Origin of the sequence: Corynebacterium ulcerans, from assembly GCF_900187135.1 — a bacterium.
GTDB lineage: Bacteria > Actinomycetota > Actinomycetes > Mycobacteriales > Mycobacteriaceae > Corynebacterium > Corynebacterium ulcerans.
On the sequence record NZ_LT906443.1, the window covers coordinates 256370 to 271597 of the forward strand.

The window sequence follows — 15228 nt, forward strand, 5'->3', positions numbered from 1 at the left end:
CGACGTTATCCTGCCTATTAATTGAATGATAACTAAGCATTAATACTGACGCAGTGTTTTGCCATGGAGGAAGAGAAAAAGAAACTAATCTTTCACTTTTCCTCCCCCAGATTGATGGAGTTTGTATCTATAACAGGGCTAAGAGACGAAAGCTTACTGCTTTATGGCAGATTGCCTAACTATAAGTCCACACACAAGTGCTAAGGACCCATAAATAGGTAACCAATACTGCTCCCACACGACTATCGGTTCGGGGCTTAAAAAGCGACCGACTACCACAAGCACCAACGCCACGATAAGCGCCCCTACTTGTAGCCGCGATGCAGCCTGGTCCTTCCGGATCGTGGCAAATCCGCCAAATACTCCTGCAGCGATAACGATTAAAAGAAAACGGGCGGTTACTGCCACAGGTTCCATCCACCCTACGGTCGCTACTTGAACGAACGTGAAGATAAATAAGACAAACGCAATGGCTACGAAAGCACCTCCAACCCGTAGTCCTATCGGAATACTAGGATTTGTGGGCTGATGTGCTGAGGCCTTAGACATTTTCGTACCAGCCCCAGTACACCGCTCGAGCAATTGAATGGAAATACAGGTTAAAGCCCAGAACAGTCGGCGTTGCATCGGCTGAAACATCAAGGGTCTCTACGTCTACTGCATGCACCGCAAAAAGATAACGGTGTGGGCCGTGACCTGCGGGAGGGTTTGGCCCATAATAGCCACGAATACCTGAGTCACCCTTGAGCGTTATTACGTTTTCAATACTCCCAAGGACTTCGTCTCCTGCACCCTGAGCGAGCTCGCTAACAGTAACTGGAATATTAAAGACAGCCCAATGCCAAAAACCTGAAGCGGTTGGGGCATCAGGATCAAAACACGTAATAGCCAGAGATTTTGTACCTTCAGGCAAATCTGACCATGAGAACTGTGGCGACAGTCCTTCTTCCGCCAAATGAATCTCCGGGATCTTTTCCCCTTCTCCAAAGGACGTGGAACTCAGAGGAAAAGACGGAAGATCTTTCAAAGGAGCATAGGGGTCAGGGCCAGGGAAACGGGAATCTACATAGGTACTCATGTGGTCATTTTTACCTGAACATTTGTCTCACGGCTATGAAAGCTGTCTCTATTTATAGTTTAGAGAACCCTCGCACACCTGAGCTGACCCCAGCGGCGTCAATAAGCGTGAATGTTTTAATCCAATCCCCGCTCTATGGCTTCTGCAATAGCATCGATAAACGCGCGATCCGCGGGCGCACCCGAAACCGTAACAGTTTCACCCTGGCGGATACCAAGAGACATAAGCAGCAAAGATGATGCAGCATCTGCCCCGTTCACGTGTATATTCCCTTCAGCTTCTGACGCGATTTCAGAGATGATAGAAGCAGGACGAGCATGCAAACCGGCTGCATCAACGACGGTAACCTGACGTCCATATTCTCCCGATGGTATTGGCTCTTTAACAGAAGCAACGGGCTCTGATGCAAACAAGGAAACCGCAGAGGAGGCAGCCTTGATGACTTCATCCAAAGAATCACCCTGTTGCGCCGCAGTCGCAGCGGCAACTGTGCCTTCTACAAAGGGGACGTTAACAAAAGCCACGGGCTGATCATCGTAAAAGTCCAGTAGGGTCTCTACCGTCATCGTTGCCGAACCCAAGTCAGTGAGAATAAGGACCTCAAGTCCCTTATGTAAAAGTCCATCGACTGAGCTTTCCACCAGGTCATAGGAAGTACCTATTCCACCATCGTCGCGCCCACCTGCCGGAACAATGGCTACGTCAGCAGCCATTTGCTGGGCAAGTTCACACAGCCCTGCAGCTAAGGAGGCCGAATGGGAGACAAGGACAAGCCCCACTTTTTGTGTGCTCATGAAGCTACCGACTCCTTTGCAGCATCTGCCGCGGCCCTGAGGAATAATGCGGAAGATGTCGCGCCGGGGTCTTTGTGCCCTGCAGATCGTTCTCCCAGGTAGGAGGCTCGGCCCTTGGTAGCGATCATGGGGATAGTCGATTCAGCCCCTTGTTCAGCAGATTCAGCTGCACGAATAAGCACCTCAGTAGCTGTGGCTCCACCATTCACTGCGTCTCTTGCGGCGCTGGCAGCGGGGCTCCATGCGTCAACCATGGTCTTTTCCCCTACGGCGGCTTTACCGCGAGCTGTGACGCCTTCCAAAGCGCCCTCGATAAGGCCTGCTACAGCTTCAGCATCTAGCTTCTCTTTTCCTTTAATCGCTTTCGAGGCTCTCAGAAAAGCGGTTCCCAGCAATGGCCCTGAAGCTCCGCCGACGGTGGAGATCAACGTAGCAGCGGTGATTTTGAGCACCTCAGAAGGCGTAGTCACATCTTGACCATCTAGTTTTTCCAGGACAGCGCTAAACCCGCGATCGACATTTTCTCCATGATCCGCATCGCCAATAGCACGATCAAGCTCTATCAACTCGTCGCGGTGTTCTTTTGCAGAGATGGCGCATCGGTTAATCCAATCGCTAGCCCAATCAACAGTAAGAAAATGCATGGTTATATTCCTTTACGGTAAGCAACGGTATTGACGGGAGCGTCGAAAAGCTTTAATGCTTCCTCATCAACCCTCATCAAGGTGACCGATGCTCCTTGCATGTCAAGGCTTGTCACGTAGTTGCCAACAAGCGCACGCTCCACAACGATCCCAGCCTCATCCAGGCGCTCCTGGACTCGCCTGTAGACAACATAGAGTTCTGATGAAGGAGTTCCTCCCATGCCGTTGACCACCACAATGACGCGTTGCCCCTGGGTGAGCTGAAGATCGTGGATGATGGGATCTATAAGCTGATCAGTGATTGCATCAGCATTGCTCATCGGAACTTTTCGTCGCCCCGGTTCCCCATGAATGCCAACCCCGATTTCAATCTCGTTTTCCTCAAGATCAAACGATGGTTTTCCTACGTGAGGTACCGTGCAAGCCGATAGCGCAACCCCCATGGAAGCAACATTTTCTACTGCTTTTTTAGCCACAGCAGCGACTTCTTCCAGCGAATCCCCACGTTCAGCTGCTGCTCCAGCAAGCTTTTCCACCAACATAGTACCGGCCACCCCACGACGTCCTGCAGTATAAAGAGAATCCTCAACGGCTACATCGTCGTCCACGATTACCTGAACAACCTCTATATCGTCGAACTCTGCAAGTTCCGCGGCCGTATCAAAATTCAAAACGTCGCCTGTGTAATTTTTAACGATGTACACCACACCCGCCCCACGGTGAACTGCCTTTGTGGCTTCCACGATGGGATCTGGCGTTGGAGAAGTAAAGACCGGTCCCGGTATCGCAGCATCGAGCATTCCTTCTCCGACAAAACCGGCATGCAGTGGCTCATGGCCGGAGCCGCCACCAGATATAAGAGCTACTTTCCCCTCTTGTTTTAGCTGCGCACGCGTGATGTATAAGGGATCGCTGTGTGCCGAAACTATGTCCTTGTGAGCGGCAGCAAATCCATCGATGGTTTCTTGGACAACCTTTCGAGGATCATTAACAAGCTTTTTCATAGACCCAACCTTTCGCAGATAAAAAGCTGATCACATCGCTCACAGGCCCTCACGCAAGCGACAGCACCAATGCATATATTGCCAATGCAATGGTTTTATGTGTTCGACTGTACGGATTTTTAATCTCGTTGTGTTGTGATCTAAATCGCGGGAAAGTCACGAGTGCTTTTGTCCATGTAAAAATTCAGCTCTGATGCAGTCCCCGAAAAACAATCAAGGGGCGAAAGATGCATGGCATAACGGACGCACTGAAGTGAAATGCTTCAACCACATACGCGCACATGCCTTTTACCTATTATGACCTGCCGATTTGCCTATCTGTTGACTCACTCATATAGTTAAGCGAGTCAACAGCCAAGCGGCTGGAAACACTACCCGGCCCGGGTGGCGGAATGGCAGACGCGCTAGCTTGAGGTGCTAGTGTCCTACTAACGGACGTGGGGGTTCAAGTCCCCCCTCGGGCACAAATAGTTAATGTGCTTTAACGGAGGTAACAAACTCGAAAGGGATTGTTACCTCCGTTTTGCTTTACTATTTCACCTTGTTACTCATCTCGCCGGACACGGCCCGGATGGTAGCACCACAGGTATATTGTGGCCTAAGCTAGTGCCATCCACTCTAAGTCGAATAAAACGAATGTGTGAGGTTATCGTTTCGATGTTGATCTGATCTCTACTCAGCTGAGCTGAGACGTTTACACCGTTGCCCTGCTCTTGGAGATCAACTATGACTTCTGTCGAACTCACCGACGTCACTTTTGCGTATACTTCGCGTCCCCTTCTTAACCATATTTCTTTGCATGTCGGCGCTGGCGAACGCGCCTGTCTCGTAGGACCTAACGGCTGCGGGAAAACTACCCTCCTGCAACTTATCACTGGAGAAATCACTCCAGATAACGGAAAAATCGTTATGCACCCGGCAAACGATGCCAGTCGGTCGCATGCGTTTGATTTCAAGGTCACTAGGCGTCACACCACTGTCGAAGACTTCTTCAACCATTCATTATCTGATCTTTACGCTCTTTCATCGCGTTTTGACGAGGTGACCACTGGTCTAGCCTGCTCCCCCAATGATCCCATGCTAGCAAGCGAATATGACTCTTTGCTCACCCAGATGAGCTCTACAGATGTGTGGTCAATCGATGCACGTATCGATGAAACCCTTGCCGGCCTGGGGCTTCCACAGTTAGCCGGCGCTGGACGGTCACGGCACCTTCACTCATTGTCACCAGGACAGCGCGTGCGCCTTGAGCTAACTGCGTTGTTAGTGTCGCGGCCAGATGTTTTGGTGCTTGATGAGCCAACAAATCACCTTGATAAGGATGGCAGCAACTTTTTAGTACGGATGCTTATGGATTGGTCCGGCCCAGTAATATTAGCGAGCCATGACCGTGCCTTTATCAATAAAGTGGCCACGGTCATCTACGACTTAGATATAGCTTCCTGGCAAGCACTGGCGACGGCCTCAGGACTAGACACAATTCCTGGTGCATACAGATGTCAGGGCAATTACTCTGATTATCTTGTTGCCAAAACCCATGCGCGTGAAGCGCATAAACAGTTGCACAGTAGCCAGCAGGTAGAAAAACGCTCAATTCAAGCGCACCGAGCCTCCAGCCAAAGCATCGCTCAGGGTGGCTCTCATATGAAAACTGCAACAGGCATGGCCCGAAAATTCTACTCAGATCGTGCAACTTCCACCGCAGCGCGTCGGATTCGCAATGATGATCGACGCCTCGACGATTTAAAGAACCGAGAGGTCCGAAAGCTACGCACTTATGACTTGCGCCTAGACTTTGCCGACGCACCGACGCAGACTGGAGTGGCTGTATCTGCGAGAAATGCGACGCTGCTTCGCCGTCTGCAAGAAGTCACCTTTGATCTCATGCACGGGGAGCATCTGCTTATCACGGGGCCCAATGGAGCAGGAAAATCCACGCTAGTGAATTGGATTGCTGCTGGCGCCCCACCGACTATGTCTCATGGTGATGCAAGCGGCACGATTACACGAGATGATCGGCTAGTACTTATTCCGCAGCGTCTCCCCCAACAAGGCGATCCCGGTTTCACAGAAACCGTGTGGAATGAAGGCATCGGCCAGATGGGCACAGGAATTATTCATCCCTCTATGTGGAACATTCCAGTGTCAGCGCTGTCCGCGGGTAACCAACGACGCGCTCAGATAGCCGTTGCCATTGCCAAACAACCGGCGATACTCCTCATCGACGAGCCGACTAACTATCTCGACCTTAATACGATCGAAGCTTTTGAAGACGCGATCTCTGAATGGTCCGGAACTCTCATAATAGTCAGCCACGACCAATGGCTCATTGACAAATGGCGTGGAAAAAGGCTTTGCCTGGGCTCATCCGCGTAGATAGTGCAATATCGGTCCTAATTTTTAGCGGGTAAGATTTCTAGTCATGCACGATGAGGAAATCCGCGCACGGCGGATGATTGCCCATTATCTCAGTCCAAGCGACGCACATCCCCAGCCTGCGTCGCTACCGGACGCGGCCTTTCGCATGATGGCTACCCAGGGGCAAAACTACGCCGGTGGATTACAAGGCCTTGCTTTACGCACTGGAGTGCATGAACTTTATACCGGCACGATACAAAGCCATTTAGACGATTGCCTGAAAGATTATGAGGTTATCCGTACCTGGTCGCAACGCGGCACGCTCCATTTCCTTCACAAAGATAATGCATGGATTGTCGCTGCTATAGGCAAGCGCGGTTTGGGAACTATTGAGTCTTCCGCTCAGCGTTTTGGGATAACAGAACAGGAATACTCAGAAATCCTCGAACGCACCATACAGCTTTGTGCTACCCCACATAGTCGTCAGCAGCTACGAGATTGCCTCGGTATTGATTCCGCTCTGTTGTCTAACGTCATGCGTCGTTTAGGCCGCACTGGTGACCTCATCCAAGGCGCCAAAACAGGCAATCACGATACCTTTATCCGCGCCGAGGCGGTTGGCTGTAACGTGAACCAGGACGCAAGCATTGGCACGTTAATAACCAACTATTTTTCCACTCGCGGTCCCGCCCATATAACCGATTGTGCGTGGTGGTCTACGTTGCCTAAAACCGTCGTGCGTCGCGAAGCTAAAAAAGCAGTCGACGCTGGTTCCCTTCTAGAAGTATCGCCTGATGTGTTTATGGGCAGCTGGCAGAACGATGTTTCCGATAGTGAAATGGCAGCGGCCTTGCAGCTCCGTATTCAGCTGCCTCCCTTTGACGAGTATCTCATGTCTTATACTCAACGCGACGTATTATTCTCCCCGCAGTGCGATCCGTTATCTGTGCTGACCAAAAACGGCATTTCCTGGCCTTTTATGGTTTCAGGAGGTGTTATTATAGGCCGCTCTTCCTAGCGACGATAAAGTAGAGCAAATGACCGACATCAATCCAGACGAGTTGGATATTGCGCTACGAGTCTTAAAAGAAGCCGGCGAGTTGCCCCAAGACCACCCTCAGGCTGTCATACTGCATCACGCCGTGAGTAAGCTTTTTAAGACGGTAAAAAAGAATCGCAGGAGCGTCGCAAAGCAGCAAAGAAGGCTTGCCGACGCCCAGGTGCTTGCCGCAACTGCAACAGCCAACCCTCGCCGGATTGACGATGAAACAGCAGGCCTTCTTATTGCACCGAAAGGCCAAAAGCCCATTCCGCTTGAAGTCGGTGCGGTAGCCACACCCCATGGATTTGCTGGAAGACTCAACAAATCGCATAACTGTTATATCTGTAAACAGCCGTATACCTTGGTCGATTCCTTCCATCATCAGCTCTGCCCGGACTGCGCTAGTGATAATCGGCAGCGCCGCGAACAGCGCGTAGATTTGACAGACAAACGAGCACTTCTAACCGGTGGACGCGCAAAGATCGGCATGTATATAGCGCTTAAATTGCTTCGCGACGGCGCCCATCTGACCATCACTACCCGTTTTCCTAAGGACGCTATCCGCAGGTTTACCGCAATACCAGACTCTTCCGAGTGGCTTGAGCGCTTGCGCGTCGTCGGGATTGATTTGCGTAACCCGGCACGAGTCGAAGAGCTTGCCGCCATGGTAGGAGAATCTCCGTTAGACATCCTTATCAATAACGCTGCCCAAACCGTTCGGAGATCGCCCGGAGCATATTCGGGGTTGGTATCCGCGGAAGCACAACCGCTTAGCGGCCTGCAAAATGATGTAGCACTGCTTGAGCTAGGTGTTCCAACGAATATCCATCCAGAGTCCTTGGAACGCAAGAAAAACCATCGCAGCCTCATGGACAGTCCTGGAGTCCTAGACGCTAACGATGCTCAGACCATAGCGGCATTGGCGATGCGTGCAGGAAATGACTCCCGCGGTGTAGACGCAGGAGGCCTTATCCCCGACCTAGTGAACCATAATTCTTGGGTGGCAAAAGTCGGTGATATAGATCCCGTGGAAATGCTAGAGGTTCAGCTATGCAATGCCACAGCGCCTTTCATCCTCTTGAACAGGCTCCGCCCCGCTTTAGAGGCATCGTCTGCGCGTCGAAAGTACGTGGTCAATGTTTCCGCCATGGAGGGAGTTTTTGGCCGAGGATACAAAGGCCCAGGCCATCCTCACACAAATATGGCTAAAGCGGCTCTCAACATGTTGACGCGAACCACGGCCACCGAAATGTTCGAGCACGGTGTCTTGGTGACTGCCGTAGATACCGGGTGGATTACTGACGAGCGCCCGCACACAACAAAAACACGTCTAGCTAACGAAGGCTTCCGAGCGCCGCTTGACCTAGTCGACGGTGCTGCCAGAGTCTACGACCCCATAGTCCAAGGCGAAAATGGGGTTGATCTTTATGGCTGCTTCCTCAAAGACTATAGGCCCCATCCCTGGTAGAAAGTCGTGTCAGCGCTCATCTCTACGATCAAAAGCCCGAAGAATCTTTTCTGCACCGAGAGTTGGCGTTATCTGAGCTTGTCGTAATTGCATCTCCACGAGCTTGCGAACAGAACTAACCTCAGGATCTGCGTTCAATCGCTGCAGCAGCGTCTCGTGCACCATCGACCACATCCATTGGACCTGCTGCTCTCTGCGGGTGTGTTCGAAAGTGCCTGAGTCCAGCATCACCTTATGGTGTTCCTGGACATGATCCCAGAACTCTTCTACCCCTTCATGCTCTACCGCAGACATCGTCATAGTTGGCGGGTGCCACAGGTCGCTTTCTTGGCGAACCATCCGCATCGCAGCACCTAGTTCCCTGGCAGCCCGCTTGGCATTTTTAAGGTTGGGGCCATCGGCTTTATTGATTGCGACGAGATCAGCCATTTCCAGGACACCTTTTTTGATTCCCTGGAGCTGATCCCCAGCGCCAGCAAGCGCCAAAAAGGTAAAGCAATCCACCATCTGAGAAACCGCTACTTCTGACTGCCCCACCCCCACGGTTTCCACGAGGATGACATCATAACCAGCGGCCTCAAAAACCACCATGGATTCCCGGGTAGCTTTGGCCACGCCGCCTAGTGTTCCCGCCGATGGTGATGGGCGGATAAACGCATTCTCTTCTCTTGCGAGCTTGGCCATTCGAGTCTTATCGCCAAGGATAGAGCCGCGTGTTTTGGTCGAGGAAGGATCAATAGCTAATACCGCGACTTTATGCCCCTCAGTGATCAGCTTCATTCCGAGTGCCTCGATGAACGTCGATTTTCCGACTCCCGGAACACCAGTGATTCCCACCCGCAATGCTTTTCCGCTAAAGGGCAACAGCCTAACCAGCAGTTCCTGCGCCAGTACGCGGTGTGCTGCGGCCGTGGACTCCAACAGCGTAATTGCGCGTGACATAAGGGTGCGGTCACACCGACGAACGCCCTCAAAGAGCTCATCCACGTCGATACGGCGGCGGGCACGTTTCACAATCTCTGGAGGAACCGCTGTTGCTTCCCCTAGGTCTGTTCCCGAAGTGGTCATGAGGGATCCTAAGTGATGCTCAAGGTATTCATTGTCCATGGTCATGGCTCATCCTTCCCGTCGAAAACGACGTCACCGGTCGCGCACAAGAGCGACCGGTGACGAGGTTGGCATGATTTAACTAAGCTTCATCGACCTGAAGCTCGATGCCAAGATTTGCTGCCAACTTAGTCAGCATGTCGATCGCGGCTTCTGCGATAACGGTACCTGGTGGGTAAATTGCCACAGCACCGTCGTCGTAAAGCTCTTGGAAGTCACCTGGCGGGATCACACCACCAACAACAATCATGATGTCTTCACGACCAAGTTTTGCTAGTTCTTCCTTTAACGCAGGTACCAAGGTGAGGTGGCCTGCAGCTAGAGACGACACTCCAACGACATGAACGTCGGCGTCTACGGCAGCCCGCGCCGCCTCTGCGGGAGTCTGGAAGAGCGGTCCGACGTCCACGTCCATGCCAAGGTCAGCGTAAGCAGAAGCAACAACTTTCTGCCCACGATCGTGGCCATCCTGACCCATCTTGGCTATGAAGATACGCGGGCGGCGGCCTTCTTCCGCTTCAAAGGCATCTGCCATAGCGATAGCCTTATCGACGTTGCCCACGGCGCCTTCCTTTCCGACTTCTTCCTTATACACGCCAGATAGCGTACGGATCTCTGCCTCATGACGGCCGAAAACATCTTCAAGTGCGTCCGAGATCTCGCCAATTGAGCATTTTGCACGTGCACAGTCGACCGCGAGCTTAAGGAGATTATGATCCAGATCGCCTGGCTCCTTGGTCTCCATACGGGCGGCTTCTGTCAAAGCGTCAAGAGTGCGTTTAACTTCGGCCTCGTCACGCTCGGCACGCAACTTAGCTAGCTTCTCGATCTGCTCAGCACGCACTTTCGTGTTATCAACCTTGAGAACTTCAATCTGCTCGTCTTCCTCAACAACGTACTTGTTCACGCCGATGAGCGCTTGACGCCCAGAATCAATTCGTGCCTGGGTACGAGCGGCAGATTCCTCAATGCGAAGCTTCGGAATTCCCTCGATAGTTGCTTGCGCCATGCCACCTGCGGCCTCGACTTCCTCGATGTGAGCACGTGCTCGCTCAGCGAGTTGTTCGGTCAACCATTCGATGTAATAGGAACCAGCCCATGGGTCAACTGGAGCTGTGGTACCAGATTCCTGCTGCAAAAGAAGCTGGGTATTACGCGCGATGCGTGCAGAGAAATCGGTTGGTAGCGCAAGGGCCTCGTCAAGGGCGTTGGTGTGCAGCGACTGAGTGTGTCCTTGCGTAGCACCCATGGCTTCAACCGCCGTACGGGGCACATTGTTGTACACATCTTGCGCAGTTAATGACCAACCTGAGGTCTGCGAGTGGGTACGCAGAGACTGCGACTTAGGGTTCTTCGGGTCGAACTTGGCAACCAGTTCGCTCCACAAAAGACGTCCTGCGCGTAGTTTTGCGATCTCCATAAACGTATTCATGGAGATGCCCCAGAAGAAGGATAGACGGGGAGCAAACTTGTCTACGTCTAGTCCGACCTCTTTACCCGCACGAATGTATTCGATTCCGTCTGCAAGCGTGTAAGCAAGCTCAAGATCTGCCGTAGCACCTGCTTCTTGAATGTGGTAGCCGGAAATCGAAATCGAGTTAAACCGCGGCATCTTCATCGAGGTGTATTCGAAAATGTTAGAGATGATGCGCATGGACGGCTTCGGCGGATAAATGTAGGTGTTACGAACCATGAACTCTTTCAGAATATCGTTCTGAATAGTTCCGGCCAGCTGTTCAGGAGCAACTCCTTGTTCCTCTGCAGTCACGATATAGAAAGCCAGGACGGGAAGAACTGCACCATTCATGGTCATGGACACCGAAACTCTACCGAGGTCAATACCAGCGAATAATTCTCGCATATCCAGAATCGAGTCAATAGCCACGCCTGCCATACCGACATCACCAACAACGCGCTCATTATCTGAGTCATATCCGCGGTGAGTAGCTAGGTCAAAAGCAACCGACAGACCTTTCTGACCAGCGGCAAGGTTACGGCGATAAAAGGCATTGGATTCCGCAGCTGTGGAAAAGCCCGCGTACTGACGGATTGTCCATGGCTGGTTGGTGTACATGGTGGGATAGGGTCCACGCATAAAAGGAACCATGCCGGGGAAAGAATCCAGCTGTTCAGCCGGAACCGAATCATCACGATCATCGCGATTAAATACCCGCGGGACGTCAATGCCCTCTGGCGTTGTCCATACTTGTTCACGCAAAGAATCAGCGTTATCCGCAGCTTTTGTCTCAGCTGCTGCAGAGTACTCAGCGAAATTTGGGATGGTGGTCATTGTGCTTATGCTCCCAACTTGTCGAGCAGGCTAGTCAACGTAGCGCCTGCGTCGATCTTGAGGTTCAAGTAATCATCCGGCTCAAAATCATGCCCTGGTGAGCCAGCCAGCAAAATGGTCTCAACGCCTGCTTCACGCAATGCAGCAAAAGCTTCTGCACCAGAGGCATCGTATTCCGCGTCTGTTCCGCAGATCACGGCAATAGAAGCCGCGTGTGCTGCCTGCTCAAACTCGGGGGTTCCCGGAGTGACCTGACCGGGGTTGAGCGCCTCAATGCCGCCAGTACCCAATAGGTTGGTGATAAACCCTGTGCGGATGTTGTGCTTAGCTAGCGGGCCTAGTGGAATAAGTGCCGCTGCTGGACGCTTCCCATGGACTTCCATGAACGCATCTGAGCGGTTACGCAACGCCTCAAACTGTGCGCCCCAGCGACGAACGTGAGTTGGTTCCACGCGTAGCTCTGCGGGAAGAGGAGCCTCTGCAAGATTGGGGAACTCGTTAATCGCAGTGATCTTCTTAACACGATGAGCGATATCGTTTCGGATTGCCTCGTGGGACTCATCCAACATGGACGTGAGTACACCAGATTCGAAAGCTGCGGTGAAACCACCTTGAGCTTCAATCTCAGTGAAAACCTTCCATGCTTTCTCGGCGATTTCCGAGGTGAGTTTTTCCACGTAGTAGCTACCGCCAGCAGGATCGATAACATGGCCTAGGTGGGACTCTTCTAGAAGAAGCAGGTTGGTGTTACGCGCGATACGGTGCGCAAACGGGCGAGAAATCTTGGGAAGCCCGCCGGGGATTGCCCAGTCAAAGCACAGCACCTCAACGTCATGAGCACCGCCAACTCCACCGGCAAAAGCAGCGACCGTTGAACGCAGCATATTGACCCATGGGTCACGCTGAGAAAACATAACTGGAGCCGTCAAGGCGTGGAGTGGCGCACTACCGTGCTCTGCTGCGCCGACGATTTCCGCAACTCGTGCCCACAGGGTACGCGCGGCGCGCAGCTTAGAGATCTGCGCAAACTGGTCATCGGTGACCGCATATCGGAAGGACAACTGATCAAGTGCGTCAGCAACATTCAGGCCTGCTGCGGTAAGCTCCCTGAGATACTGAGCGCCAGCGGCAAGAGCCAAACCGATTTCTTGTGCATCCGTAGCACTCTGGTTAGAGAAAGAAACGGCATCAATCAGGATGGCACGAGTATTCTTGCGTTCTGCTGCGCCGACGGCCAAAGACACCGCAGTGGGTAGGTCAACAGAGGCAGATCCATCGACCCAAGAAGAAAGCGGAGAAGCTCCCAGCTCGATCAGCTTGGGATCAGCATCTTGGGCGTCGATAAGCTTATAAAGCTCCTCTGCCGCACTGGCAGTGGCCTCGCCTGAGTTAAGTCGAACCGGAGCGTACTGAAAGAGCACTCCCTTCAACAGCTTTTCGACGCCCTCAGCGCCGTAAATAACGATGTCAGTCGTACCGTTATCGAGCGCAGATAAAAGTTGCTCATTCGAAGCGGAGGGACCGAAAGACTCGGTCGCTCCCCAGCCAACGCCTTCCTCAGCGCCTGCGCCGCGTGCGCCGCGAGTAAACGGGAAGACTCCAGGAAGAGTGACTTCAGCGAGCTCATCAACGCGGTTATACAGCGGGTTAACGTTAATTCCGTCATAGGTTGTACGAATCAGCTTTTTCCAGATATCAAGCGGAATATCGGCAACGTCTTGCTTACGTACTCGGGCAAAAACCTTGGCAACAGCCTTGTACCAAGCCTGCTGTTGGGCTTCAAATTCTTCGGTTTGGGCGAATCGTGTGTCAGTCACGAGTGGGACCCACTCCCCTCACATTTGTGGAACTCGAGGCTGACCCTTGGACAAGGGACAGACTCCAAGCTCCGTTTGTGTCTTGAGTTGATATGTCGTGGCGCTGGGCACCAGATCATCTAAAGCACCTAATGCCTCACAACAAGCCTTAAGTGTAGTCTGCATCAATTCTTTTCTGTGGGCTTTTTCCCGAATGGGTGGAATCGGGCATTAAGGTAAACCCTCGTGAACAGTTTTTTTAACTTTGCTTGGGGCATTTTTCGTGATGGATTAAACACTATTAGGTCATGGAGTATGGCTAAAAAGATAGGTGTTTTTGCACTAGGTGTGGCTTTTATTCTCATTACGATTCTCATGGATGTTCCCAGTGTGGAAACACTAAGGGCCTGGGCCAATGAGGCAGGTAGCGCCTTTGTGATTTTGTTCGCTTTTCTCTATATCGGAATCACTCAGTTTCCGATTCCACGTACCCTCCTTACTTTGTCCGCTGGGGTTCTCTTTGGTGCTATCAAAGGGATCATCATTGCTCTCACATGCACAACAATCTCCGCAGTGATCTCTCTACTTATAGTCCGCAAACTATTAGGCGAATGGATGGCGCCAAGGCTCACTCATCCAGCAGTTTCTGGAATCAACCAACGTCTACGTCAGCGAGGATGGCTTGCTGTCGCTTCATTGCGTATGATCGCCGGCGTCCCCTTTTCCATCATGAATTATGTGGCTGCCCTAACCGCCGTTCCCCCTCTTGGCTTCGCTCTAGCGACACTCGTAGGTTCTGCACCAGGCACTATCGTGGTCGTTATTCTCGGAGATTCCATCCTGCGTGGTGCAGATGTAAAAATTCTTCTATTCTCAGCTTCACTTGCAGGGTTAGGCATCCTGGGGTTGCTTATCGACGCCCGCATGCCAGTTAAAACGCGCCGGTAGATAGACTATGCTCATATCCATATAGTTTTACAGGGGAAGGTCATCTTCCTCTTAACCTTCATTTATTTTTAATGTATAAGGGAGTATCTTGTTCGCTATCCATGCGCGATACCGTGGACGAGAGCGTCGACGCGCTCAGTTCGTTCAACAGTCCGCACGAGCGTTAAGCACGCTAAAAGGAGTGGATGAGTTTACGGTTGTTGGCGTAGAAGACATAGCGTCAGTTATAACAACAGCCGAGGCCGCCTGTGACACAGTCATGGCACTCATCGCTGGAGGCGACTGGGCAATAGGAATAGGCGTGCTTGATTCGCCTACTGCTACCCGAGACGATGCTCTTGTTCTCGCTGCTACGGCGTTAGGTAATAGCGCCCGCGGTGGCACCATCAAAGCAAAGGTCAAGCACGATAAAAACTGGGCAGATTCTATTCAATCAGCCTTTTCTTTGCTCAACTATGTTCTCTCACGCCGGACTCCCGAAGGTAGAGAAGCGACAAGTCTCATGCGTTCGGGTTTTAACCAAAACGAAGCCGCAGCAGAACTTGGCATATCCAAGCAGGCAATGAGCCAGCGATTGCAGGCTGCCGGCTGGCAAGCAGAACTCTCCGGATACCGACTAGCCATCCAGATCCTTAAACGAGCAAATCGCGAAAACGCATAAAGAAACCTCGAAATCAAAGAAAAGCCGTTACCTTCTGA

Annotated in this window: 13 protein-coding genes and 1 tRNA gene; 6 read left to right on the forward strand and 8 right to left on the reverse strand. The window is 52.1% G+C overall.

The annotated features are described in order from the left end of the window. Window positions 1–153 precede the first annotated feature (153 nt). From CKV68_RS11465 to dhaK, 5 genes are all read right to left on the reverse strand, one after another. On the reverse strand, window positions 154–408 hold the full coding sequence (locus CKV68_RS11465; protein ID WP_231910445.1) for a hypothetical protein: 255 nt from the start codon (window positions 406–408) through the stop codon (window positions 154–156). 133 nt (window positions 409–541) lie between these two features. Continuing rightward, a complete protein-coding gene (locus tag CKV68_RS01115; protein WP_013911493.1) occupies window positions 542–1078 on the reverse strand; it encodes a YbhB/YbcL family Raf kinase inhibitor-like protein in 537 nt (178 codons plus the stop codon). 116 nt (window positions 1079–1194) lie between these two features. Further along, window positions 1195–1872 (reverse strand): dihydroxyacetone kinase phosphoryl donor subunit DhaM, encoded by a 678-nt coding sequence (dhaM, locus tag CKV68_RS01120; RefSeq protein ID WP_038618469.1) that lies wholly within the window; start codon window positions 1870–1872, stop codon window positions 1195–1197. After that, window positions 1869–2516 carry a dihydroxyacetone kinase subunit DhaL gene (dhaL, locus tag CKV68_RS01125; RefSeq protein ID WP_013911495.1) on the reverse strand — a complete coding sequence of 216 codons (648 nt, stop codon included), beginning with the start codon at window positions 2514–2516 and terminating at the stop codon, window positions 1869–1871. The genes dhaM and dhaL overlap by 4 nt, the downstream gene beginning before the upstream one ends. 2 nt (window positions 2517–2518) lie before the next feature. Beyond that, window positions 2519–3520, reverse strand: a complete 1002-nt coding sequence (dhaK, locus tag CKV68_RS01130; protein WP_095075438.1) for a dihydroxyacetone kinase subunit DhaK — start codon at window positions 3518–3520, stop codon at window positions 2519–2521. 378 nt (window positions 3521–3898) lie between these two features. On the opposite strand from dhaK, the gene CKV68_RS01135 reads away from it, so the two are divergent. The 4 genes from CKV68_RS01135 (at window position 3899) to CKV68_RS01155 (ending at window position 8388) form a co-directional block, all read left to right on the forward strand. Then, a tRNA-Leu gene (locus CKV68_RS01135) sits at window positions 3899–3984 on the forward strand. Window positions 3985–4246: 262 nt separating this feature from the next. Next, window positions 4247–5896: an ABC-F family ATP-binding cassette domain-containing protein gene (locus tag CKV68_RS01145; protein ID WP_095075439.1), complete on the forward strand. Its 1650-nt coding sequence runs from the start codon at window positions 4247–4249 to the stop codon at window positions 5894–5896. A gap of 46 nt (window positions 5897–5942) precedes the next feature. Beyond that, entirely contained in the window at window positions 5943–6896 is a 954-nt protein-coding gene (locus tag CKV68_RS01150) for a DNA glycosylase AlkZ-like family protein (RefSeq protein ID WP_095075440.1), read from the forward strand. Window positions 6897–6915: 19 nt separating this feature from the next. Further along, entirely contained in the window at window positions 6916–8388 is a 1473-nt protein-coding gene (locus CKV68_RS01155; protein WP_029975285.1) for an SDR family NAD(P)-dependent oxidoreductase, read from the forward strand. A 9-nt stretch (window positions 8389–8397) separates the two neighbouring features. Here CKV68_RS01155 and meaB read toward each other — a convergent pair whose 3' ends face one another. The 3 genes from meaB to CKV68_RS01170 form a co-directional block, all read right to left on the reverse strand. Further along, the gene (gene meaB / locus CKV68_RS01160) at window positions 8398–9501 is read right to left on the reverse strand and encodes a methylmalonyl Co-A mutase-associated GTPase MeaB (RefSeq protein WP_013911500.1); all 1104 of its coding nucleotides are present in this window, start codon (window positions 9499–9501) and stop codon (window positions 8398–8400) included. Window positions 9502–9577: 76 nt separating this feature from the next. Next, the gene (gene scpA, locus CKV68_RS01165) at window positions 9578–11785 is read right to left on the reverse strand and encodes a methylmalonyl-CoA mutase (protein WP_095075441.1); all 2208 of its coding nucleotides are present in this window, start codon (window positions 11783–11785) and stop codon (window positions 9578–9580) included. A gap of 5 nt (window positions 11786–11790) precedes the next feature. Next, window positions 11791–13602 carry a methylmalonyl-CoA mutase family protein gene (locus tag CKV68_RS01170; RefSeq protein ID WP_095075442.1) on the reverse strand — a complete coding sequence of 604 codons (1812 nt, stop codon included), beginning with the start codon at window positions 13600–13602 and terminating at the stop codon, window positions 11791–11793. A gap of 225 nt (window positions 13603–13827) precedes the next feature. Between CKV68_RS01170 and CKV68_RS01175 the strand changes: the two genes are divergently transcribed. Both CKV68_RS01175 and CKV68_RS01180 read left to right on the forward strand, forming a co-directional pair. Then, entirely contained in the window at window positions 13828–14529 is a 702-nt protein-coding gene (locus CKV68_RS01175; protein ID WP_014836383.1) for a TVP38/TMEM64 family protein, read from the forward strand. Window positions 14530–14617: 88 nt separating this feature from the next. Further along, window positions 14618–15190 carry a hypothetical protein gene (locus tag CKV68_RS01180; protein WP_013911504.1) on the forward strand — a complete coding sequence of 191 codons (573 nt, stop codon included), beginning with the start codon at window positions 14618–14620 and terminating at the stop codon, window positions 15188–15190. The last annotated feature ends 38 nt before the right edge of the window (window positions 15191–15228 follow it).

Coding starts and splice junctions, on each gene's coding strand:
- meaB (WP_013911500.1), bottom strand. CDS start 9,501: ATGACCATGGACAATGAATACCTTGAGCATCACTTAGGATCCCTCATG.
- scpA (WP_095075441.1), bottom strand. CDS start 11,785: ATGACCACCATCCCAAATTTCGCTGAGTACTCTGCAGCAGCTGAGACA.
- dhaM (WP_038618469.1), bottom strand. CDS start 1,872: ATGAGCACACAAAAAGTGGGGCTTGTCCTTGTCTCCCATTCGGCCTCC.
- CKV68_RS01150 (WP_095075440.1), top strand. CDS start 5,943: ATGCACGATGAGGAAATCCGCGCACGGCGGATGATTGCCCATTATCTC.
- CKV68_RS01115 (WP_013911493.1), bottom strand. CDS start 1,078: ATGAGTACCTATGTAGATTCCCGTTTCCCTGGCCCTGACCCCTATGCT.
- dhaL (WP_013911495.1), bottom strand. CDS start 2,516: ATGCATTTTCTTACTGTTGATTGGGCTAGCGATTGGATTAACCGATGC.
- CKV68_RS01145 (WP_095075439.1), top strand. CDS start 4,247: ATGACTTCTGTCGAACTCACCGACGTCACTTTTGCGTATACTTCGCGT.
- dhaK (WP_095075438.1), bottom strand. CDS start 3,520: ATGAAAAAGCTTGTTAATGATCCTCGAAAGGTTGTCCAAGAAACCATC.
- CKV68_RS01155 (WP_029975285.1), top strand. CDS start 6,916: ATGACCGACATCAATCCAGACGAGTTGGATATTGCGCTACGAGTCTTA.